This is a genomic window from Nocardia carnea NBRC 14403 (assembly GCF_000308515.1).
GTDB classification, from domain to species: Bacteria; Actinomycetota; Actinomycetes; order Mycobacteriales; family Mycobacteriaceae; genus Nocardia; species Nocardia carnea.
On the sequence record NZ_BAFV01000025.1, the window covers coordinates 57276 to 78387 of the forward strand.

The following is a 21112-nucleotide window of genomic DNA, read 5'->3' on the forward strand; positions in this document are numbered from 1 at the left end:
TGCAGTGGCAGAGCCCTCGCAGGCAATGTGGGGCTGCGCCCCTGACCGGTAGCGCTGATCCGAACGTGATTCCGGAAGGGATTACTGCGGGGCGGTGGCGTTGAGTGCGGCGGCGTTGGTTTCGTCCTGGTTGCCGAAATTCGTCGCGACGGCCCCGACGCCGTCACCGACCCCGTTCACCGCCTGGTTGAGCAGGTTCAGCCCGGTGAGTCCTTCCTCGGCGCCGGGCTTGTACGTTTCGGCGAACTTCTGGCCGATTTCGTCGCCGCCCCAGCATTCGCCCTCGCCGTTGATCACCCCGAGCGCCGCGTTCACCGCATCGGCCACCTGGTCGGCCACCCTGGAGATGGCGGGCCGCGCCGCCTGCAGAGCTTCTTCGTCGACCTTGATCTCGCTCATTTCGCACCGTCCAGGTAGCCGCGATTACGGAAGTACTCGTCTTCGTCCTCGTCGTTCAGCGGTTCCGCCGGGACGGGATCGGTGACCGGATCGGGGAAGAGGCTGTCGACCACGGATTTGATACTCGGCATGCCCGGGGCGATATCGGGCAGGTCCGGGATATCGTCGGCCAGCTCCGTGAGCGGCGCCCACGCCTGCTGAGAGACCTCGGCGGCCTGCCGGGCGGCGCTCTGTACGGCCTCCAGGATCGAGCGCCCGAGCTTTTCGGGCGTGGATCGTTTGAATGCCTCCGAGGTCAACTGCACATCCACGGGGACACCGGCGGTATTCGCGTCGACGCGGACCAGATTGTCCGCCGACCAGGCCGTCACCGTGGTCGCCGCCAGTCGCTGCCCGACCTCCGCCATTTCCGCGCGCTGCCGTTCGAACGTGGCCATGAGCTCGTCCACGCTGTCCCGCAGGATCTCGCTGGCCGCCTGGGTGGCCGCGCGATCATCGATACCCATCGGTCGCCCTTCCTCGTTGCCCGCGTCGGGTTCTTTCTACCTTCGACGCATGCGATCACCTTATGGTTCCCGGTGACCGGGAAGGACGCGCACCCGATTACGCCGCCGCGGCGACTCCGAGCGATTGGGAGTCGATGAACGCGGGCCCCTGTCCCTTGAAGACATCCAGATCGCGGATCTCGAAACCACCGGCCCGGATGATGGTGGCGATATCGCGGTTCAGATGGCAGCCACCGGCGATCCGCTGCTGGAGCGGGTCGAGCCGGTGCTGCCAGCGCTGGACCTTCGGGTCCGGGGCGAGTCCGTGTTCGACGAAATGCAGGGTGCCGCCGGGCACCAGGACACGGCGCAACTCGGCGAGGGCGGCGTCGATATCGGGGATGGTGCACATGGTCCAGGTCGACAGCGCGGTATCGAAACTGTTCTCGGGGAACGGTAGTCGCTGACCGTCGAGGCCGGCCCGTTCGACCGGTACGCGGGCCTGCGCCAGCCGTCCGGCCGCGAGCTTCCACCCCAGGTCGGCCGGTTCGACGGCGCTCACCGAGGTCACCGTCGCCGGGTAGTACGGCACGTTCAGACCGGACCCGAAACCGAGCTCGATCACCCGGCCCGACAGCCCCGAGCACACCCGCTCGCGCAGCGGCTCGTTCGCTTTCATCCCGCAGGCGACGTTGACCAGGCGAGGTACGAAACGATCGCGGTAGATTCCCACGCTCTCCACTCTGGCACCCGGCGTGATCGAACGCCATGGGGGAACACCCGGAACCGCTATCCTGGGGCCGAGTCAGGGAGGTCGGTCATGCCCATCAGGTTCCGTAAACGCACATCCTTCGGACCGCTGAAGTTCAATTTCACCCAGTCGGGTATGTCCTCGTGGGGGATAAAGATCGGTCCGTGGTCGTGGAACTCCCGGACGAAGAAGAACAGTGTCGATCTACCCGGTCCGCTGAGCTGGCGGCAACGCTGAGTACCTACAGAACGCCGAGCACCTACAGCACCTGATCGAGGAAACGGCGCAGCCGGGGTGTTTCGGCATCGTCGAACAGGGCTTCGGGCCGGCCGGATTCCACGACCTGGCCGGCGTCCATGAACACCACATGGTCGGAAACGCTGCGCGCGAAACCCATTTCGTGGGTCACCACGATCATCGACATCCCGCCCGCGGCCAGATCCGACATCACCGCCAGGATGCCTTTGACCAGTTCCGGGTCCAGGGCCGAGGTGGCCTCGTCGAAGAACATGATGTCGGGTTTCATGGCCAGCGCCCGCGCGATCGCCACCCGCTGCTGCTGGCCGCCGGAGAGATTGGCGGGCCGGGAATCGGCTTTACCGGCCAGGCCGACCACCTCGAGCTGTTCCATGGCCAGTGCGCGCGATTCCTCCTTGGTCAGCCCGCGTAGTTTGCGCGGGCCCAGCGCGATATTGTCGGCGACCGTCCGGTGCGGGAACAGGTTGAACTGCTGGAACACCATCCCGATGCGCTGGCGGAGGCGGTCGGGATGTTCGGCCAGTACGGATTTGCGGTCGAGCAGGATATCGCCGGAATCCGGTTCGTAGAGCCGGTTGAGGACCCGCAGCAGGGTGGATTTACCCGATCCGGAGGGCCCGATCACGGTGGTCGTCCGGCCCGCGTCCACGTGGATGTCCACGCCGCGCAGGATCTGGTTGTTACCCAGCCGCAGATGCAATCCGGTACCGGTCAGTGAGGAACTCATCGGCTATCCCCGCCCTTCCGTGATGGTCTGCTGTTCGACCGGGTCGATCGGCTGGTCGGGGCGTCCGGTGCGCATCCGGTGGTCGATGTAGTTCACCAGATGGGTCAGCGGAATGGTCAGCAGCAGGTAGACGAGACCGGCCGCGACCAGCGGGGACAGATTCCCGGTCTGCGCGTTCAGATCGCGGCCGACCGCAAACAGTTCGCGCTGCGTCGCCAGCAGGCCCAGGAAGTAGATCAGCGAGGAATCCTTGATCAAGGCGATGAACTGGTTCATCAGCGCGGGCAGTACCCGGCGTACGCCCTGCGGGATCACCACCAGCGTCATCGCCTGCCGGTAACCGAAGCCGATCGCGCGGGCCGCCTCCAGCTGGCCGGGTTCCACCGATTGGATACCGGATCGGAAGATCTCGCCGATATAGGCCGAGGCGAGCAAGGCCAGCGCCACCGCACCCAGCCAGTAGGGGTTGTTACCGGTGATCCCGCTCGCGACCGGTCCGATACCGAGGCCGATGATCAGAATGATCACCACCGCGGGCAGCCCGCGGAAGATATCGGTGTAGATCCGGGCCGGCCAGCGCAGCCAGCGGGTGCGGGCGATCCCTGCGACCGCCAGCAGCATGCCGATGACGGTGCCCAGGATCCCGGAGACGACCGCGAGGATCAGGGTGTTGGGCAGCCCGGTCTTGAACAGCTCCGGGAACGCCTGCTTGTACAGCGACCAGTCGAAGAAGGTGTCACGCAACTGTTCCAGCGTCGATTTCGGCGCCTGTTCGGTGCGTTCCTGCGGTTCGCGCTCCGCGGCGAGCGCCGCGAAATCCGGAAGGTCCGGTGCGGGCGCGGCCTCGGACCCGGGTTTCCAGCCGGGCGGCAGTTCCCGGGGCACCCAGTCGCTGTACAGACGGGCGTAGGTGCCGTCGGCGATCACCGCATCCAGGCCGGCATTGAGGGCGTCGATCAGCGGCTGGTTGTTCTTCGCGACCGCCCAGGCCGCGAAATTGTCCAGGCTGAACGAATTCTCCACCACCGAGGTGGCATCCCCCGGTGCGATCGCGCCGTCGGCCTGTGCGGACGGGGCGATCCAGGCGTCCACCTGGCCGGTTTTCACATTCGCGTAGGCGGTGTTGTAGTCGGGAAATTTGACCGGGTCCAGACCCAGCTCGTTCACCACGTACTCGTCCTGGACGGTGCCCTGCACCACCGCGACCCGCGACCCCGGTCCCAGATCGTCGAACCCGCCGACCGGGCTCCCGTCCTTCACCACCAGCGAGTGGTAGCCGAAGTCGTAGCCGTTGGTGAAACCGACCTGCTCGCGCCGCGCATCGGTGGTGGTGATGTTGGACGAGCCGGCATCGAAACGTTGACCGGCGACCTGGGCCAGCAGACCGGCGAACTCGGTTCCGGAGAACTTCACCTGCAGCCCGAGTTTCGCCGCCACTGCCCGCAGCAGTTCGTTGTCGAAACCGGTGAACGAACCGGCCGAGTTCACGCAGATACTCGGCGGCGCGTCCGACAGCGTGCCCACGCTCAGCACCCCGGGCTCGATCAGGCCCAGCCGGGAGATGTCCACCGATTCGACGGGGATGGTGGACGGTGTGGTGAACCGATCCTCGGATCCGCCGGCGGGCGCGCTCAGTTTCTCCGGCGCCGCCGACGCCGCCTCGGGCCCCGGTGGGGCGCACAGATCACGGGCGGCGCTATCACCGCCGTCGCCGCCACCGCAGGCCGTCGCGAGCAGCGCGACGGCGAGCAGTAGCGCCGCGAGCAGCGCACGGGACAGTCTGGCCATGATCGACAACCCTAAACCCCGGTCTTCGCGGGATCGGACACCCCTGGTCGGATGTCCACGACCGTGCCTGTGTGCTCCGTAGCCGGATGAACAGGCATTTCCGGACTCCGCCGGCGAATTCGGCTCAGCCCGAGCCGAATAGCCGCCGACCGGTGTTACCGCCTGTGGCGGACTGCCACCCGGGACACCGCAGGATCGCCTCGCCCGGGGCTCGATCGGGCCGGCGCCGCGGACAGCCACGGGGAAAGCCCGGTGCGCGGTGCTTGCCGACGCGCCGGCGGCGGTCCCGGCCGCGCACCCGAGAGATTGCTGTGCAACCGGTGGCCGTCGCAGCTACCCGCGCCGGTACGGGTGTCGGTTCCTCCTGACCTCGATCGGTTCGTTCAGGGCTGGTTCGAGTGGCGGTCGATCCCCGGATCCTGCGGGGTACGTGGTGCCGGTCCAACGCAGCACTCCGTCCCCGGCGGGTGAAAGCAGCCGAAGGGACGACTCCACGGGATCCGGTATGGCACTGCGCGGAATGGGCGTCGGACTGGCACCGGCCGCGTTCCGGGCTGAATGGAGGTACTCCTGCCGACTCGGGGCCGGGAGCGGGGGAAGTTCCGCGGTATCGATCCGGTCGTTAGGGTTGGCGAGGCATGGCGGAGGCCGGGTACCGGGCCGTACGCGGCGCCTTGCATCAGGATCGATCGGTACGGGGAAGTTCTATGAGGATTTCGGCCGGTGCGCCCGGATGGTATGACGCGTGCACGCGGGACGAGCGCGCCGATACGGTCGCCCTGGCGGCGTCGCGGTGGCGCTGGTCGGTGGTGTGGTCGGGTGTCGCGGCCGTGGGGGCGGTGCTTGCCGTCTGCGGGCTGGTGAGTGGTGTAGTGCCCGTGGCATGGCCGGTGACCGCTGTGCCGCGTGCGGCGCTCGGGGTCGCGCTGGCGGCACTGCTGATCGATCTGGCCGTGCTCGTACCGAACTGCCTGGCCTGGTGGCGGGTGGAGCAGGTGTTCTCGGGCCGGGCGCCGGACGAGGTGGTGCGGCCGTTCCGCTGGATGCGCTGGGTGCCGACTTCTCTGGTGTCACTGTTCGGCACCGTGGCCATGCTCATGGCGGGTGTCCATCCGCTCGCCGTCCTGGGGGAACACGGTCTCGGCGGGTTGTCGTTCCTCGACTGGCTGACTGCGGTCGTGGCGGTGCTGTGTGTGCTGTGCGGTCTGTCGACGCTGTGGTTGAAGGTGATCCTGCGGCCGGTCCGTACCGGCCCGTGAATCGCAGGCCGTGCTCAGTTGAGCGGGCTGCGGCGTTCCAGTAGCACCGCATCGCGCCAGCGCCCTTCGAACCGGCCGATCCGCTCCCGGATTCCGACGGTGCGGAACCCTGCCGCGTGATGGACCGAGATACCGGTCCGGTCCTCAGGGTACAGGGTGGTCTGCAACGTGCGCAGGCCCGCCTCCTCGGCGGCCATCACCTGCCGGCGCAGCAGCGCGGTGCCGATACCGCGGCCCTCCAGCTCGTCGGCGACCATCACGCAGCTATCGGCGATATCGCGGTAGAACTCGTGCCCGGAGACGGGGGTGAGGGCGGCCCATCCGGCGATCCGGCCGCCGGTTTCGGCGATCCAGCGGTGGCCGGGCAGCCACTCCCCGTCCAGGACCTCCCGTTCGGGTGCTTGGGCGGCAAAGACCGCGGGGTAAGTGGTGCCGCGGCTGGCGTAGATCGCCCGGACCGCGGGCCAGTCGTCGCCGTTCATCGCGCGCACCGTGACGTCCGCGGGCGGATCGTCGGGGCACGGCGGTTGCGGGGTCAGGATGCCCATGACCGCGTCGGCGGTATGGGGGAGTTCGGTACAGCGGTCGGGGTTGATCATGACGAGTGTGGCGGTGCCCTCTTTGTGTACCGTGACGAATCCGGCGTCGGTGAGTTTACGGACGTGATGGGAGACGGTTGGCTGACCGATTCCGAGCGCTTCGGCGATTTCGCCGATATGGATTCCGGCGGGGCTCATGGCGACCTGGTGCAACAACCGGACCCGGGTGGGGTCGGCCAGGCAGGAAAACCAGCCGGCGTAGAGGGTCGCGTCGGCGACCGGGAGCGCATCGTCGCGCACCTGGTCCCGCACGATCGGCGGTTCCAAGGAGGTCATGCGGCCCACTATATCCACGGAATTATTCGTTTCGAGAATTTTGCCGTTTCGCATGTTTATCGAGTGTCCTCGATATTTCGCAGAGGGAATTATCCGGAATCATTTCGCGTCCCGGTGGTAACTATTTCGTATCCTCGGACGGGAATTATCTCGGCCGATTGCACATCTCGGGACATGTGACTGTCCCGGACAATCGCATTCGGGAATCGGGCCGAACCGCAGCCCCGGCAGCTCACAGCATCCCGCGGACACCGGCGCGTAGGGTCGCCGCGCCGTATACCGTCCCGGACGGACGTTGCCGGAACGTGCTGAATGACCTTACTGTGTAAGGATGAGCAGCGTCGCTTATTCCGGCACCGCCGGAGCAGGATTTCGGCGGCTGACGTCCGCCTTCACCCGGGTCTACGGTGGCCGGAAGGGTGTCGGTGCGGCGCTGGCGGTCTATCGGCACGGGGAACCGATTCTCGATATCTGGACGGGGGAGTCCGCACCCGAACGGCCGTGGACCCGCGATACGGGCGCCATGGTCTTCTCCGCGACCAAGGCGATCGCCTCCACCGTTGTGCACCGGCTCGCCGACCGCGGGCTGATCGACTACGACGCCCCTGTGGCCGAGTACTGGCCCGAGTTCGGCTGCAACAAGAAGGATTGCATCACCGTTCGCCAGGTCCTCACCCATTCGGCGGGGCTGTCGGGGGTGGGCACGCTGGCCGCGCACGGTTCCGAACTGCTCGACCACGAGCTCATGGCGCAACGGCTCGCCGCCGCCACACCCGACCGGCTGCTCGGTGTACCCGCCTACCACGCGATGACCTACGGCTGGCTGCTCGCCGGGCTGGCGCGGGCGGTGACCGGGGCGAGTATGAAGGAGCTGTTCCAGCAGGAGGTCGCGCAGCCGCTGGGGATCGAAGGTATCCATCTGGGCCGCCCGCCCGCGGGATCGATCACCATGGCCGCGGAAAGTTTCGGCACCGGTTTCGCCTTCGCCGGCACTCCGCACGGCTCGCGGCTGGTCACCCTGCTGCAGAGCATTCCCGGTGTGCTCGGCGTCAGCAGCCGGTCGATGTTCATCCCCGGCGCGGAGGCCATTCTCGCCGGACCGAACCCGCCGGTGCTCGACAGTGAGATGCCCGCCGCCAACGGAGTGTGCACGGCCAACGGGCTGGCCGCCATGTACGAGCCGCTGGCCTGTGACGGTATGGCCGGTGGCCAGCGGTACCTGTCCGGAGCCACCATGCAGGCGATCCGCCGGATCGAACGGTATCGCCCGGATACGGGACTGTTCCTGTACATGGGGCCGCTGTGGCATCTGGGCTATCACGCGATGCCCACGGTCGGCGCGCCCCGCGGTTTCGGCCATATCGGGCTCGGAGGCTCGTTCGGCTGGGCAGACCCGGACAGCGGGCTCTCGGTCGGCTTCGCCCACAACCGGTTGTCGCTGGACACGCTGGCCGTGGACCAGCCGGCTTTCGCATGGCTGCTACCGCTGGTGGTCGGTGGTGCCCGGTCGGCCCGCCGGATCGCCCGCCGCGCACCCCGGGAAGCCGCTGCCTGACCGGCGGGCCGGGCAGCGGACGGCGCCGGTCAGGTCAGATAGCGATAGGCCGGTGAGCCCGGTTCCAGCCGTTCGCATTGGATCGGCGATCGGGCGATCCGGTCCAGCAGGGGCTGCAGCCCGCTGCGTTCGCCGAGCTCGACACCCACCAGCGCCGCCCCGGTTTCCCGGTTGTTGCGTTTGACGTACTCGAACAGCGTGATGTCGTCGTCGGGGCCGAGCACCTCGTCCAGGAAACGACGCAGCGCACCGGGTTCCTGCGGGAAGTCCACCAGGAAGTAGTGCTTGAGGCCCTGATGCACCAGGGACCGTTCGATCACCTCGCCGTAGCGGGAGACATCGTTGTTGCCGCCGGAAACCAGGCAGACAACCGTCGAACCGGGTTCCGGGGCGGCCTCGAGCAGCGCGGTCACCGCGAGCGCGCCCGCCGGTTCCGCGATGATCCCCTCGTTCTGGTACAGGTCCAGCATGGCCGTGCAGATGGCGCCCTCGTCGACCCGCAGCAGGCGGAACGATCCCGCTCCGGGCGGGTATTCGGTGCCGGTGAGCAGGGGCAGCGAGGCATGGGAGACCACCCGGCCGCCGAAACCCGACACCGCGTCGAAGGGCACTTTGCCGATGCGGCGCACCGCGGCACCGTCGACGAACGGGTCGACCTCGGGCAGAGCGACCGGTGTTCCCGCGATCAATGCTGCGGTCATGGACGCGGCCCCGGCCGGTTCGACCCCGAGGATGCCGGTCCGCGGCGAGCGTTCCCGCAGATAGGTGCCGACTCCGGCGAGGCATCCGCCACCGCCGACCGGGACGACCACCAGATCGGGGGCTGTATCGAGCTGGTCCAGGATTTCCGCGGCGATGGTGCCCTGACCCGCCGCGGTGCGGGTGTCGTCGAACGGGGGCACCATGGTGGCGCCGCTGCGCCGGACATCGGCGGCGGCGGCCGCGGCGGCGGCGTCGAAGGTTTCCCCGACCGCGATGAGTTCGACGAACTCGCCACCGTGCACTCGGATCCGGTCGCGTTTCTGCTTCGGGGTGGTGGTCGGTACGTAGATCCGGCCGGTGATCCCCATGGCCCGGCAGGCGAATGCCACGCCCTGGGCGTGATTGCCGGCGCTGGCCGCGACCACACCGGCGGCCCGCTCGGGTTCGCTGAGCTGCACGACCAGGTTGTAGGCGCCGCGGAGCTTATAGGACCGCACCACGGTCAGATCCTCGCGCTTCAGATACACCTGCGCGCCGGTGAGCTGAGACAACCGCGGGCACAGCTGCAGCGGAGTGGGCTCGATAATGTCCGCAATACGCTTGGCCGCAGCATCGATCTCGTCCGCGGTGAGCGCGGGACGGGCTTCGGGCAGATGGGTCAGCACATCGGACACCCGCCCCATGGTGCCACCCGCCGCCCTCGCGGACTGCGGCGGGTGGTCTGTACTGGGGTTTTCGTTCATTTCACGGCGGCCGGGCCCCGGGGTCAGCGCGGTGTCAGCACGAAGACCGGGATCTGCCGATCGGTTTTGGTCTGGTAATCGGCGTAGGGCGGATACGCGGCGACCGCGCGCTCCCACCAGACGGCCTTTTCCTCGCCGAATACCTCGCGCGCGGTGTAATCCTTGGTCACCGCGCCGTCCCGCAGTTCCACATGCGGTTCGCCGACGATGTTGTGGTACCAGACGGGATGTTTGGGTGCGCCACCCAGCGAGGCGACAACGGCGTACTCGCCTTCGTGCTCGACCCGCATGAGTGCGGTCTTACGCAGTTTGCCGGTCTTGTTTCCGACGGTGGTCAGCACGATCACGGGCATACCGTTCAAGGTGGTGCCCTCGGTGCCCCCCGAGTTCTCGATCTTTTCGGCCTGCTCGCGGGCCCAATCGGACGTGGACGGTGCGTATTCTCCGGTCAATGGCATACCCCGGAAAACGTCGGGGGTTGCGGCGATTGTTCCCGGCCCGGTCACGGCGGTCGCGCCGCGGGATATGTGTGCGGGAAGACAAAAGTTCGATGGACCGAACACTGGGTGCGCGGGTAGCCTTATTGCATGACCGCACCGCAGACTCTCGACACCCGCGCACCCGTCCGTGCCGGGGCGGAGGTCGATATCGCGGGGACGTTCTGGCCGGTGTACAAACTGGAGGCGCTGGGGGCCGGTCTGCTGTCTGTTCTGGTTGCGGCGCTCGTTCTCGGATCGCTACAGGCGGGCGTTCTGCTCGGTGCCGCTGTCGGTGCGGTGCTGTGGACGCTGGGATGGTGGCGGACAGCGCGGTAGTCCCGCGCGTGTGGCAGCCCCCGGAATCGGTGTGTCGCTCCGGCTCCGCAACGGTCGTTCACGTACTACCCTGGGGCCGAACTGAACTTATGTCCAACTTGGTCCGGCCGGTCCTCCGCCGGCCCCGAGGTACACGCGAGCCGAGATATGAGCGATCGAGTACATGCCTTCACCGACGACGTGCTGGGCGACCACGACGCGGTAGCGCTGGCGGAGCTGGTGGGCTCCGCGGCGGTGCGTCCCGACGAACTCGCGGCGGCGGCGCTGGCGCGCGCGGAGGCAGTGAATCCGCGGCTCAACGCCATCGCGCACCCCTGCCCCACCCCACGGCACGCGGCGGACGATTCCGGTATCTGGTACGGCATTCCGGCCTTCGTGAAGGACAACGCCGACGTGGCCGGCCTGCCCAGCTGCCACGGTAGCGCTGCCATCACCCCGCATCCGGCGGGGAAGGACGACCGTTTCACCGCCCAGCTGCTCAGCACCGGAATCACTGTCCTCGGCAAAACCACCATGCCGGAGTTCGGTTTCACCTCCACCACAGAATTCGAGAGCAGCGATCCCACCCGCAACCCGTGGGATACCGGGCATACGGTCGGTGGGTCCTCGGGTGGTTCGGCCGCGATGGTCGCGGCGGGTGTGGTGCCGGTCGCGCACGGTAACGACGGTGGCGGTTCCCTGCGGATTCCGGCGGCCTGCGCCGGCCTGGTGTCGCTGAAACCCAGCCGGTTCCGGCATCTGGACAATGCGGAGGCCCGGCAGTTGCCGATCAAACTGATCTCCGAAGGTGTCCTCACGCGATCGGTACGCGACCAGGCCGCCTATCACGCCGCCGCCGAAAAATACTGGCGCAACCCGAAGCTCCCGCCCATCGGGACCGTCGAGGGCCCGTCGGCGCGCACGTTGCGGATCGGGTTGCTCACCACCGCCTGCAACGGCCTCGAACCCGATGCCGAAACAGCGGCGGCCGTTCACAGCACTGCCCAGATCCTGGAAGCGGCAGGACATTCCATCGAGCCGATGGCTTCCCCGGTCGCGCCGAGTCTGGTGGAAGATTTCCTGCGCTACTGGGGTTTCCTGGCGCAGATGTCGGGAGTGACCGGCAAATTGAGCCACGGCCGCAGCTTCGACGCCGCCCGCCTGGACGCATTCACGAAAGGCCTCGCCGCCACCTTCCGCCGGCGGCTCCTGGCGACCCCGGGCTCCCTGTACCGGCTGAACAAGGCCCGCGCCGACTACGACGAGGTCCTCACCCGCTACGACGTGATCCTCTCGCCGGTGCTCACCCACACCACACCCGAACTCGGGTATCTCCGCCCGGGTGTCCCGTTCGACGAACTACTCGACCGGGTCACGAATTTCGTGGGGTATACGCCGATCAACAATGTCACCGGATCGCCGTCGATTGCAGTCCCGGCCGGGCTCACCGATACCGGCCTGCCGGTCGGGGTGATGCTCAGCGGTGCCTACGGCGACGAACGGACGCTGCTCGAACTGGCCTTTCTGCTGGAGGCGCAGCGGCCGTTCCCGCGGATCACCGAATCCTGACGGCTTTCCGCGGCACTCAGCGGACCAGGAGTGCGACTGGGAGGCGGGCGAACAGTTTCTCGGTCCGGGCACGGTTCTGGAAGGTGTGGCCGGTGAGGCGGTCGGTCCAGGAACCGGACGGCAGCTCGATATAGGTATCGGCCCAGCCGGTTTCGCCGATCGCCACGCTGTGCCGGGTCACCACCACCAGGATCTCCGGATCCGCCCCGACCCGGCCGCGGGCGTAGGCGACCAGTTTGTCGGCGTGCTCACCGTGCCCGAATACGGGCGTATAGCTGCCACCGACGAAACATTCCGGCCGCTCCCGGCGCAACCACAGCGCATACGCCACCACCCACATCTTCGCGGCACCGGTGATATCCAGGGCCGGAGTGGTGGTGAGGGTGTGCAGCATCGCGATCCGGGAGCCGAAATCCACCGGGCGGCGGTTGTCCGGATCGACCAGGGAGTCCTCCCAGACCTCGCAACCCTGGTAGATATCCGGGATACCCGGCCCGCACAGTTGCAGCAGTTTCTGCGCCAGCGAATCCGACCAGGCGTGCGGTGCCAGATCGTGCGCGAGATCGGTGAGCTGGCGGCCCACCGGCCCGTCGATCACCTGGTCCAGCCAGGTGTGCACGGCGCTCTCGAACTCCACGTCGGGTTCCTCCCACGCGGTGTGCAGCCCGGATTCGCGCATCGCCTTCTCGGCGAAGCGGTGCACGCGTTCGCGCAGCCCGGGCACCGAGGAGGCGGGGCGGCCGTCGGCCGGCCACATCCCGAACATGTTCTGCAGCAGGAACAGTGCGGTCGCACCGTCGGGCGGCGGTAATTTCTCCAGCCACAGCGTCACCGCCCGCGCCCACATCCGCGGTACCTGGGACAGGATCCCGATCCGCGCTCGCACATCCTCGCCGCGTTTGGTGTCGTGCGTCGACAGGGTGGTCATCGAGGCGGGCCAGCGCAGCGCCCGCGACGCGTTGGCGAGATGGAATTCGTTGACGGTGCGACCGAAACGGGCCGGATTCCCGCCCAGTTCCTGCAGCGAGACCAGCCGCACCGCGCGGTAGAACAGGATGTCCTCCACGGCCTTCGCGCCGATCGCCGTACTCACCTGATGGAACCGGCTCCACGCGGAAGCTCCACGGGTCAGCGCCGTCACCAGCACCGACAGCGGGACCCGCAGTTCGGCATTGCGCTTCTCCACCTCGGCCAGCACGGCGCTGATCATGCCCGCGAGCGGGGTGTAGTCGGCCCGGGCCACCGGTAGGAACGACAGCACCTCGATGGTGGCGTTGGTGAGCGCCATGGTGTCGAAATCTTCGGCATCCGCGTCCTGTTTGATCGCGGCGACCAGCCGGCGGATCTCCGGCAGCAGAATACTTTCCGCCACCGCGCGTTTGATGCGGTGTTCTTTTTCACCCACCCATACGCGGTCGCTGCCGTGGCCGGTGATATGCCGGGACAGTTCGGTGAGAATCGGCTCGCCGGCGGGTTCGAGCAGCACACCGCCGAAATCGGCGAGGGTGTCGTAGCCGGTGGTGCCGTCGATCGGGAGGGTGGCGTCGAGGGGTTCGCGGTTGGCGAGGGTTTTCTCCACCAGCAGCAGCCGGTTCGGGCCGATCAGCCGGCGCAGCCGCTGCAGGTAGTCCGTCGGGTCGGCCAGCCCGTCGGGGTGGTCCACCCGGACACCGTCGATGAGGTCGTGTTCGCACCAGGCCGCCAGTTCGCGGTGGGTGGCCTCGAAAACATGCGGATCCTCCTGGCGCAGCGCGGCCAGCCCGTCGATCGACAGGTAGCGGCGGTAGCCGCAGATCCCGGATTTCCGGCTCACCAGCCGGTAGTGCTGTTTGTCGTGGATACGCAGCGCATTGTCGCCGTCGGTGCCCGGCGCGATCGGGAACCGCAGATCGTAGAGCGCCAGCAGCGGTTCGGGCCCGGACCGGTCGACGGTCAGCGCGGCCGGATCGTTCTCGCTGCGCAGTACCGGTAGTGCCAGCCGCCCGCCCACGCCGTTACCCGGACTCCAGTCGATATCGAAGAAGGGCGCGAACTGGGATTTCCGGCCGAACTGCAATACATGCCACCACCAGGGATTCTGCTGTGGATCCGCGACTCCCGCATGGTTGGGGACCAGATCCATGATCAGCCCCATACCGCGGTTGCGGGCCTCGTCGGCCAATGCCTTCAGGCCGACCGGGCCGCCGAGTGCGGGGGAGACGGCGGTGGGGTCGGTGACGTCGTAGCCGTGCGTGGAACCGTGCGTGGCGGTCATCACCGGGGACAGGTAGATATGGGAAACCCCGAGTTGCTGGAGATACTCCGCGATCGCCGCGGCCTGCGCGAAGGTGAGGCCGTCCGGTCGCAGCTGCAGCCGGTAGGTGCTGCGGACCGGAGTGAGTCGCGGATTGGGGCGAAAACGCGGCGGGTCTGCGGGCATACGGTTCTCGGTCGGGTCCTGGGGTGGCACGGCGGACAGATGTGGGCTGCGCGACTATCGGCGGGAACGGGTCACCGGGGGTGATAGGCGTGGCCCCGTGGCCGGGTGAGATCCGGCGATCGCGGTGGTGGTGCCGCACCCTCGGGCAGCGGGTCGGACGCGTGCATGGTCAAAACCCTAGCGCGATTCCGGCGGAGTTCCGCCGGGGGTCGTTGGTCAACTGTTCAGTTCGGTTCGGGTGGCGCGCCCAGGCGGCGGGCGTAGCCGGTTCGCCGGGCGATTGCGGCGAGACTTCCGAGAGTGGCACGTTGCAGCCAGGGGGGTATTCCGGCGAGGTAGCCGTCCTGGAGTTCCCAGAGCAGGGCGAGCGCCAAGGGGTTGCGCGGGACGCCGGCGCCGGTGGTGGCACCGGCCTCGTCCAGGGCACTCCACAGGGTGAACATCTGCCAATGCCGCAGCGGGGGCCGGATCTCGTGATCGAGCACGGTATCGCGGGCCTCGTTGTGGAACTCGTGCACGGCGCGCGCCGGGGCCGTGACAGTATCGCCCGGCCGGGCGAGGATTTCGCGGCCGTCGATCCGGAATCGCACGGCGCCCCGGCGCACCGTCCACTCCTCGGTGAGCACCGGATGCCAATGCGGCCCGGCTTGGCGGCCCGGTTCGGGAAGGTCGTGCCGCAGGCGCAGATACGGGCCGCGGTCGTCGGTGCCCTGGTCGACGAGGGTGACGCGGTGACCGTTGCGGAAGGTGGCGACCCGGGATGTCATACCTCAATTAGAAAGGTAACCTTCATAATATGTCAACATCCGAACGCCCGTCTCTGTTGAAACTGCTGACCCTCGCCTCCAGGGCCGTCGAGGACGAACTGAACGCCGACTTGCGGGCCCGGCTGTCCGGCGACCTGCGGCCCGCGCACTACGCGGTCTTCCGCCACCTCGACCCGGCCGGCTCGCGGGTGGGCGAGCTGGCGCAGGCTGCGGGGATGACGCAGCAGTCGATGGGCGAACTGGTGGGGCAGCTGGAAAGTGCGGGCCTCGTACGCCGGCAAGTGGATCCGGCCGACCGGCGGGCCCGGCAAGTGGTGTGCACTCCGGTAGGCCGGGCGGCGCTGGCGCTGGCCGGGGAGCGGATCGCCGGAATCGAGCAGCGGATCACGCGTGAGGTCGGGGCGGCAGGTATGGACGATTTGCTGAACCTGCTCACGCGGGTTGTGGATGTTCTCGGTGCGACGCAGGGCGACAGAGTTGGTGGGTTGCCGCAGTAGTCCGGCCGGAATGGAACCCGGGGGTGTTGTGGGGATGTGCTGATGATCTCGGAGGTGGCCGCCGCCCCGTGGCGCGACCGGGCTGTCGGTGGTGGTAGTCGTGGCGCGGCGTCCTCCGTGGGTATCGGCGCGGGTCGGCGACCGTTTCGGGTTCTTTCGGGGCCGGCGTCGCGCACCTCCGGTAGTGGTGGAGTGCCACCGCTGTTTCACGGCGTTCGGTGCTCGCGGTCGAGTGCCGGGCCGGCGTCGGATGTGTCCGCTGCGGGATGCGGGACTGTTGGGGTCGCTGAGTGGCTTTGGTAACTTGAACGGCGTTCAGGTCGTCTGGGGCGGCCGCCGTCTCCGAGGTGAGGATCTTCGTGACCACTGCTGCCGCGCCGCTCACCGCGGCGCAGATCTCGGCGCTGGACGCCCGCCACGTCTGGCATCCCTACGGCGGGTTCCCGGCCACCACCGAACCTCTGGTCGTCGCCTCCGCCTCGGGCACCAGGCTCACCTTGGCCGACGGCCGGGAGCTCGTGGACGGGATGAGCTCGTGGTGGGCCGCCGTGCACGGCTACCGGCATCCGGTCCTCGACGCGGCGCTCGCGGAGCAGGCGGGGCGGATGAGTCATGTCATGTTCGGCGGACTCACCCACGAACCTGCCGTCCGCCTCTGCGAACTCCTGGTGCGGCACACGCCGGCCGGTCTGGACAAGGTGTTCCTCTGCGACTCCGGTTCGGTATCGATCGAGGTCGCGGTGAAGATGTGCCTGCAGTACTGGCGGTCGGTGGGCAAACCCGGCAAACGCCGCCTGCTCACCTGGCGCGGCGGCTATCACGGCGACACCTTCACTCCGATGAGCGTCTGCGACCCCGACGGCGGCATGCATGCCCTGTGGACCGATGTGCTGGCCGATCAGATCTTCGTCTCCGCGCCGCCGCGGGAGTACCGGCCGGACTACGTGCGCGAGCTCGAAGCGGCCGTCGCCCGCCACGCCGCCGAACTCGCGGCTGTCGTGGTGGAACCCGTGGTCCAGGGTGCCGGTGGGATGCGCTGGCACGACCCCCGCTATCTGGCCGATCTGCGCCGGCTCTGCGACGAACACGGGGTGCTGCTGGTCTTCGACGAGATCGCCACCGGATTCGGCCGCACCGGAACATTGTTCGCGGCCGAACATGCCGGGGTGTCACCCGATGTCATGTGTGTGGGCAAGGCGCTCACCGGCGGCTATCTGACGCTCGCCGCGGCACTGTGCACCACGGAACTCGCCGAAACCGTCAGCGCGGCCCACGGCGGTCTCATGCACGGGCCGACGTTCATGGGCAACCCGCTGGCCTGTGCTGTCGCGGTCGCCTCCGTCGAACTGTTGCTGTCGCGGGATTGGTGCGGTGAGGTCGCGCGGCTGGAGAGCGGGCTCAGGGAAGGGCTGGCACCGGCCCGGGAGCTCCCGGGTGTGATCGACGTTCGGGTGCTGGGCGGTATCGGGGTGATCCAGCTCGACCGCCCGGTGGATATGCGCGCGGCCACCGATGCGGCCGTCGGCGCGGGGGCCTGGATCCGGCCGTTCCGCGATCTGGTGTACGCCATGCCGCCGTTCATCTGCGATACCGCGGACCTCGAGACCGTGACCCGCGCCATGGTCGCGGCGGCGTCGGCGGGGGATCGTGCCGGCTGACGAGCCCGACACCACGGTGGTGCCGTGCCCGGAGCATCTCGGCGAGCTCGCCCGGACCCAGCACCGCGGCCTCGGCGCCGGTTCGGGACCTCCGTTCGACCGGCTGTCCACCTGAGGCGCCGAACGGCCGCCGCTGCGCACCCGGAGGGGAGATGCGCAGCGGCGGCCGGTGGCCGGGTCGACGCCCGGAATCGGCACGCCGGACCGGCGACGGCCGAGAGTGCGTTACTCGGTGCGGGACTCTCGCGACCCTGCTTCGGCGAAAGCTCGGGCGTACCGGGTTCCGGCTACCAGCAACAGGATTCCGACCATCAGGAAGGCCGCGACCCGGATCAGTCCGTCCAGTGTCGACAGGTCGAACAGGAACAGTTTCGCCAGGGCAGCGGCGGTGACCAGCAACCCGGACCCCAGCGCGACCTTCACCGTGGCCGATACGTCGGCACCGAGCCGGCGCAGACCGTACAAGAGTGCAGCCAGCGCACCGGCCATCCAGATGATGGTGGAGACGCTGTGGCCGATGACAAATCCGTTCGCGGCGCCGGCCGCGACACCCAGCGATACCGCCGCGGTCGTCGCCAGGTAGAGGGCCGCCCCACTGGCGCCGATCCACAGCAGGGTGGTCACCGATTCGTCGGTGGTCGTGCCGAAGAGCCGGCGCAGCGTCCACAATGCCACCGCGAGGACACCCAGGCCCGCGAGTGCGGCGGCCGCGGTCGCGGTGCTCAGGTTCTCGAGGGCCCGGCGGGATATGGCCAAGGTGTCCAAGTCGGCGACGGTGAGCAAGCCGATACCGCCGAGTACCGCGTAGCCGGTCCCGAACAGGGCGGCGACCCGGTTCTGGGCCTGACCCGCGACGCCCAGATAGCAGGCGCCGACGAGCAGCAGCCCCAGCGGCAGGGTGGACCCCGTCGTCACACCCCAGAGGGCTTCCAGCAGAGCGAAGGAGCCGGCGGTGCCCGCCACGATCGCGGTATGGCCCGGGATGCGGGCGACGTCACGCAGTTTCGGGACCAGCGGCGTCGCGGCGACCGCCAGCAGTACCGCCGCATAACCCGCGGACAGGAGCGTGGCCGCCGGCCGGTCGACCAGGGCGGGCGCGGCGAGCAGCGGTGTGCAGGCGAGCGCGCACGTCAGGCTCGCGACGAGATCGCCCGGCCGCTGCCGCGTCACCAGGATCGCGCCGCCCAGGCCGACCGCGGCCACCGCCGTCGCGGCCGCAACTACCAGCGTCTGGCGATCGTCCGGTTGTTCGATCGCGAACGCGAGGATCGTGAAGTGGGTGGCCAGCACCGCGGGGACCGTGCGCACCAGATGGAGGAACGGCCAGTCGTATCGCCTCTGCACCGGGACACAGGCCACTTGCAGCACGATCAGGAAGGCGAGCAGGGCCAGTTCGATCGTGACGAACGGCGCCAGCACGGCCGCCCCCGCCACCACCAGCACGGCCAGCGGCTGGGACCGCCACTGCACCGCCAGCCCCACTCCGGCCGCCGCGACGCCGAGCGCGGCGGCGAAACCGGGTACGGGGTGCAGCCAGTCGTAGATCGTGGTCATCGCGATGACATCGAGGTAGGCGCCCGCGAAACCGGTGGCCGCCAACGCGATACCACCGACCCGCCCGCCGGGACGCCGGAACACACGCATCCCCGCGCCCACCAGCGCGGCGGAGAGGACCGCGCCGGCGACCACCCGTGGCACGGGTCCGAAGATCCCGGCCTGCGCGGCGAGAACCAGCAGCATCACAACACCGATCAGTGTGACCGCCACTCCGGCGACCGCGAGCAGCCGGCTGATGATGCCCTCCCGCTGCCACCACGGCGGTGACGGAGGACGCGAGCCCGGGCCACCCTGCCGCGGCGGCAAGGGGCCGCGGGGCGGCTGTGCCGCGCCGGTAGGCGGAACCTGACCCAACGCCTGCCGGTACATGCTCGCCGTTGTCGCTGAGTGGCCGCGCGACGATGCGGTGCCGCCCGGTTGCGCCTGCCCGCGCTGCGGCAACGCGCCGCGTACCGGTCCGCTATGGGGAGGTTTCGGCGGTGCGGGGTGCGGGGCCGTCTTCGGTGCCGGAGCACCCCAACCCGGCAGAGTAGAGGCTTGGTCTGCCAGGTGTTTCGGGGAAGCGGTGGACTCATGTGTGGGTGGCGGGGTGCCGGGGTGGGTGCCGGACCCGGCCTCTCCCGGGGAAGAAGCCGAGTCCGGCTGTTCCGGTGTGTGCACCCCGCCGACGCGCACACCGGCTGACGGCACCGCATCCGGCGGAGCGCCGGGTGGTGCCGCGGTCTTCGCCGGCGCCGCCGACAGCACCTGCCGGTGCAGGGAGGCCAGGTCGTGGCCCAATGTGTTCATCTGTCCGCCGAGCGCGGTGAATTCTCCGGCCAGCGAGCCGAACTCGCCGGACAGGCGGGCGACCAGCGCCGGGTCGATCGAAATCGTCATATTTCGATGGTCGGGCGTGCGGGTTCCCCACGGATGAGTAGAACTACTCGCCGCCGCCCCGGGATCTACCTGTTCCGGCCGGCCGCCACCGAACAGGACCCCGCGGGAAGCACTGCACTGCCGCGCGGCCCGCCCGCACCGGTTGCGGCCCGAACCGGGTTCCGGTGGCCGTTGTCCATCCGGACACCGCACACTGCGGCCACCTCCGGACAGGACGTGACCCTCGGCTCAGGCCGCGGCGGGTTCAATCATCGAGACCCTGTTCTATCGCGTAGCGGGTGAGCTCCACCCGGTTCGCGAGTTGAAGTTTGCGCAAGGTCGCCTGCACATGGTTCTCGACGGTGCGATGACTCAGATGCAGACGGGTGGCGATCTGCTTGGCGGACAGTCCCTTGGCGACCATGCGCAGCACCTCGGTTTCGCGTTCGGTCAGCGCCGGCTGCTCCGGGGTCCCGGGATCGCTGGGTGCGGTGGCCATCCGCCGGTACTCACCCAGCACCAGACCGGCCAGTCCAGGCGTGAACACCGCTTGACCGGCGGCCGTATCGTTGACCGCGGCAACCAGTTCGGCCGCGGACGCGCTCTTGACGAGATAGCCGGTGGCCCCCGCTTTCACCGCATCCAGCACATCGTCGCGTTCGTCGGACGCCGAGAGGACCAGCACCCGGCTGTCCGGTGAAACCCGCAGCACATCCGCCGTGGCCTGGGCGCCGTTCCCGTCGGGGAGCTGCATATCCATCAGCACCACCCGCGGCCGCACCGCGGCGGCCCGCCGGACCGCGGTCGCGGTGTCCTCGGCGGTGGCCACCACCCGGAACCCGGCCGCCTCGAGATCCCGCGCCACACCCTCGCGCCAGATCGGGTGATCGTCGACCACCATCACCGAAATGGGCGCCGCTGCCTCGTCTGTCATGCCACCGCTCCCTTCGGGTCGGGTCGCCGCGGGCGTCCGTGGCGAACTCGCCAGAATCCGCCGGTACGGAACAGTCCGGCGCCGATCTCCACGCTATTTTGCCCGTCGCGCCGGGCCGGAGAAACCGGAAGAGCCGGGCCGCCGGAAACTGCACAGGAAACGCACCGGAGAGCCGCCTTGCGGTTCACGAGGAATTCCGGTCGTTCACCGATCACCGGGCACGCGGTACCCCCGGAAGGTCACCTGTGTGCGGGTGCGGAAACCGAGCCGCTCGTACAGGGCGATCGCGCCGGTATTGGCCTCGACCACATGCAGAAACGGCCGCTCACCGCGCGCCACGATCCGTGCTACCAGCTCACCGATCAAACCGGCCGCATACCCTTTACCCCGTGCTTCGGGGGCCGTGCAGACCGCGCTGACTTCGGTCCATCCCGGTGGCCGCAACCGTTCACCCGCCATCGCCACCAGCCTGCCCTGCTCGCGGATGCCGAGGTAGGTGCCGAGTTCGTGGGTGCGG

Annotated in this window: 21 protein-coding genes; 8 read left to right on the forward strand and 13 right to left on the reverse strand. The window is 68.7% G+C overall.

Translation table 11 applies throughout. The features are described 5' to 3' along the window. Nucleotides 1-81: 81 nt before the first annotated feature. The 3 genes from ON22_RS09465 to ON22_RS09475 form a co-directional block, all read right to left on the reverse strand. Nucleotides 82-399: a WXG100 family type VII secretion target gene (locus ON22_RS09465; protein WP_033245127.1), complete on the reverse strand. Its 318-nt coding sequence runs from the start codon at nt 397-399 to the stop codon at nt 82-84. Further along, complete coding sequence (locus tag ON22_RS09470) at nt 396-905, reverse strand: YbaB/EbfC family nucleoid-associated protein (RefSeq protein WP_086007695.1); 510 nt, start codon at nt 903-905, stop codon at nt 396-398. Before ON22_RS09470 ends, ON22_RS09465 begins: the two co-directional genes overlap by 4 nt. Nucleotides 906-1002: 97 nt before the next feature. After that, nucleotides 1003-1617 carry a class I SAM-dependent methyltransferase gene (locus ON22_RS09475; protein WP_033245439.1) on the reverse strand — a complete coding sequence of 205 codons (615 nt, stop codon included), beginning with the start codon at nt 1615-1617 and terminating at the stop codon, nt 1003-1005. A gap of 87 nt (nt 1618-1704) precedes the next feature. Here ON22_RS09475 and ON22_RS35570 point away from each other — a divergent pair, with 87 nt between their 5' ends. Then, nucleotides 1705-1872, forward strand: coding sequence for a DUF4236 domain-containing protein (locus tag ON22_RS35570; protein WP_081595447.1), 168 nt, complete (start codon nt 1705-1707; stop codon nt 1870-1872). A gap of 22 nt (nt 1873-1894) precedes the next feature. Here the strand turns inward: ON22_RS35570 and ON22_RS09480 are convergent, their stop codons facing one another. Together ON22_RS09480 and ON22_RS09485 are read right to left on the reverse strand one after the other, a co-directional pair. Next, nucleotides 1895-2620: an amino acid ABC transporter ATP-binding protein gene (locus ON22_RS09480; protein ID WP_033245128.1), complete on the reverse strand. Its 726-nt coding sequence runs from the start codon at nt 2618-2620 to the stop codon at nt 1895-1897. 3 nt (nt 2621-2623) lie between these two features. Beyond that, a complete protein-coding gene (locus ON22_RS09485) occupies nt 2624-4408 on the reverse strand; it encodes an ABC transporter substrate-binding protein/permease (protein WP_033245129.1) in 1785 nt (594 codons plus the stop codon). 707 nt (nt 4409-5115) lie between these two features. Here ON22_RS09485 and ON22_RS36305 point away from each other — a divergent pair. After that, a complete protein-coding gene (locus ON22_RS36305; protein WP_156052341.1) occupies nt 5116-5667 on the forward strand; it encodes a hypothetical protein in 552 nt (183 codons plus the stop codon). 14 nt (nt 5668-5681) lie between these two features. On the opposite strand, the gene ON22_RS09495 is transcribed toward ON22_RS36305, so the two are convergent. Beyond that, on the reverse strand, nt 5682-6542 hold the full coding sequence (locus tag ON22_RS09495; protein ID WP_033245440.1) for a helix-turn-helix domain-containing GNAT family N-acetyltransferase: 861 nt from the start codon (nt 6540-6542) through the stop codon (nt 5682-5684). Nucleotides 6543-6873: 331 nt separating this feature from the next. Here ON22_RS09495 and ON22_RS09500 point away from each other — a divergent pair, with 331 nt between their 5' ends. Further along, nucleotides 6874-8097 carry a serine hydrolase domain-containing protein gene (locus tag ON22_RS09500; RefSeq protein WP_033245131.1) on the forward strand — a complete coding sequence of 408 codons (1224 nt, stop codon included), beginning with the start codon at nt 6874-6876 and terminating at the stop codon, nt 8095-8097. 29 nt (nt 8098-8126) lie between these two features. On the opposite strand, the gene ilvA is transcribed toward ON22_RS09500, so the two are convergent. Both ilvA and ON22_RS09510 read right to left on the reverse strand, forming a co-directional pair. Continuing rightward, nucleotides 8127-9482, reverse strand: coding sequence for a threonine ammonia-lyase IlvA (gene ilvA, locus ON22_RS09505; protein WP_051157361.1), 1356 nt, complete (start codon nt 9480-9482; stop codon nt 8127-8129). An 83-nt stretch (nt 9483-9565) separates the two neighbouring features. After that, nucleotides 9566-10000, reverse strand: coding sequence for a nitroreductase family deazaflavin-dependent oxidoreductase (locus ON22_RS09510; protein WP_033245132.1), 435 nt, complete (start codon nt 9998-10000; stop codon nt 9566-9568). A gap of 129 nt (nt 10001-10129) precedes the next feature. On the opposite strand from ON22_RS09510, the gene ON22_RS09515 reads away from it, so the two are divergent. After that, on the forward strand, nt 10130-10357 hold the full coding sequence (locus ON22_RS09515) for a hypothetical protein (protein WP_033245133.1): 228 nt from the start codon (nt 10130-10132) through the stop codon (nt 10355-10357). 147 nt (nt 10358-10504) lie between these two features. Then, nucleotides 10505-11905 carry an amidase gene (locus ON22_RS09520; protein ID WP_033245134.1) on the forward strand — a complete coding sequence of 467 codons (1401 nt, stop codon included), beginning with the start codon at nt 10505-10507 and terminating at the stop codon, nt 11903-11905. 16 nt (nt 11906-11921) lie between these two features. Here the strand turns inward: ON22_RS09520 and treY are convergent, their stop codons facing one another. Then, nucleotides 11922-14324 carry a malto-oligosyltrehalose synthase gene (treY, locus tag ON22_RS09525; RefSeq protein WP_051157370.1) on the reverse strand — a complete coding sequence of 801 codons (2403 nt, stop codon included), beginning with the start codon at nt 14322-14324 and terminating at the stop codon, nt 11922-11924. 224 nt (nt 14325-14548) lie between these two features. Further along, nucleotides 14549-15091, reverse strand: a complete 543-nt coding sequence (locus tag ON22_RS09530) for a cupin domain-containing protein (protein WP_033245135.1) — start codon at nt 15089-15091, stop codon at nt 14549-14551. A gap of 29 nt (nt 15092-15120) precedes the next feature. Between ON22_RS09530 and ON22_RS09535 the strand changes: the two genes are divergently transcribed. From ON22_RS09535 to ON22_RS37890, 3 genes are all read left to right on the forward strand, one after another. Then, on the forward strand, nt 15121-15588 hold the full coding sequence (locus ON22_RS09535; RefSeq protein ID WP_033245136.1) for a MarR family winged helix-turn-helix transcriptional regulator: 468 nt from the start codon (nt 15121-15123) through the stop codon (nt 15586-15588). Between the two features lie 359 nt (nt 15589-15947). Further along, nucleotides 15948-17246, forward strand: coding sequence for an adenosylmethionine--8-amino-7-oxononanoate transaminase (locus ON22_RS09540; RefSeq protein ID WP_033245443.1), 1299 nt, complete (start codon nt 15948-15950; stop codon nt 17244-17246). After that, complete coding sequence (locus ON22_RS37890) at nt 17236-17361, forward strand: hypothetical protein (protein WP_255218522.1); 126 nt, start codon at nt 17236-17238, stop codon at nt 17359-17361. Before ON22_RS09540 ends, ON22_RS37890 begins: the two co-directional genes overlap by 11 nt. A gap of 110 nt (nt 17362-17471) precedes the next feature. Here the strand turns inward: ON22_RS37890 and ON22_RS09545 are convergent, their stop codons facing one another. From ON22_RS09545 to ON22_RS09555, 3 genes are all read right to left on the reverse strand, one after another. Next, entirely contained in the window at nt 17472-19682 is a 2211-nt protein-coding gene (locus tag ON22_RS09545; protein ID WP_231508643.1) for a DUF2339 domain-containing protein, read from the reverse strand. 244 nt (nt 19683-19926) lie between these two features. Then, nucleotides 19927-20595 carry a response regulator gene (locus tag ON22_RS09550; protein WP_033245137.1) on the reverse strand — a complete coding sequence of 223 codons (669 nt, stop codon included), beginning with the start codon at nt 20593-20595 and terminating at the stop codon, nt 19927-19929. 204 nt (nt 20596-20799) lie between these two features. Next, nucleotides 20800-21112 (reverse strand): GNAT family N-acetyltransferase (locus tag ON22_RS09555; protein WP_043739962.1); only part of this gene is annotated, 313 nt, incomplete at its 5' end.

What these genes read in the sequence shown, in the direction of transcription:
- treY (WP_051157370.1), bottom strand. Translation starts at nt 14,324, where the DNA reads ATGCCCGCAGACCCGCCGCGTTTTCGCCCCAATCCGCGACTCACTCCG.
- ON22_RS09470 (WP_086007695.1), bottom strand. Translation starts at nt 905, where the DNA reads ATGGGTATCGATGATCGCGCGGCCACCCAGGCGGCCAGCGAGATCCTG.
- ON22_RS09520 (WP_033245134.1), top strand. Translation starts at nt 10,505, where the DNA reads ATGAGCGATCGAGTACATGCCTTCACCGACGACGTGCTGGGCGACCAC.
- ON22_RS09495 (WP_033245440.1), bottom strand. Translation starts at nt 6,542, where the DNA reads ATGACCTCCTTGGAACCGCCGATCGTGCGGGACCAGGTGCGCGACGAT.
- ON22_RS09515 (WP_033245133.1), top strand. Translation starts at nt 10,130, where the DNA reads ATGACCGCACCGCAGACTCTCGACACCCGCGCACCCGTCCGTGCCGGG.
- ON22_RS09465 (WP_033245127.1), bottom strand. Translation starts at nt 399, where the DNA reads ATGAGCGAGATCAAGGTCGACGAAGAAGCTCTGCAGGCGGCGCGGCCC.
- ON22_RS09480 (WP_033245128.1), bottom strand. Translation starts at nt 2,620, where the DNA reads ATGAGTTCCTCACTGACCGGTACCGGATTGCATCTGCGGCTGGGTAAC.
- ON22_RS36305 (WP_156052341.1), top strand. Translation starts at nt 5,116, where the DNA reads ATGAGGATTTCGGCCGGTGCGCCCGGATGGTATGACGCGTGCACGCGG.
- ON22_RS09550 (WP_033245137.1), bottom strand. Translation starts at nt 20,595, where the DNA reads ATGACAGACGAGGCAGCGGCGCCCATTTCGGTGATGGTGGTCGACGAT.
- ilvA (WP_051157361.1), bottom strand. Translation starts at nt 9,482, where the DNA reads ATGGGGCGGGTGTCCGATGTGCTGACCCATCTGCCCGAAGCCCGTCCC.
- ON22_RS09510 (WP_033245132.1), bottom strand. Translation starts at nt 10,000, where the DNA reads ATGCCATTGACCGGAGAATACGCACCGTCCACGTCCGATTGGGCCCGC.
- ON22_RS09500 (WP_033245131.1), top strand. Translation starts at nt 6,874, where the DNA reads ATGAGCAGCGTCGCTTATTCCGGCACCGCCGGAGCAGGATTTCGGCGG.
- ON22_RS35570 (WP_081595447.1), top strand. Translation starts at nt 1,705, where the DNA reads ATGCCCATCAGGTTCCGTAAACGCACATCCTTCGGACCGCTGAAGTTC.
- ON22_RS09530 (WP_033245135.1), bottom strand. Translation starts at nt 15,091, where the DNA reads ATGACATCCCGGGTCGCCACCTTCCGCAACGGTCACCGCGTCACCCTC.
- ON22_RS09535 (WP_033245136.1), top strand. Translation starts at nt 15,121, where the DNA reads ATGTCAACATCCGAACGCCCGTCTCTGTTGAAACTGCTGACCCTCGCC.
- ON22_RS09485 (WP_033245129.1), bottom strand. Translation starts at nt 4,408, where the DNA reads ATGGCCAGACTGTCCCGTGCGCTGCTCGCGGCGCTACTGCTCGCCGTC.
- ON22_RS09545 (WP_231508643.1), bottom strand. Translation starts at nt 19,682, where the DNA reads ATGACGATTTCGATCGACCCGGCGCTGGTCGCCCGCCTGTCCGGCGAG.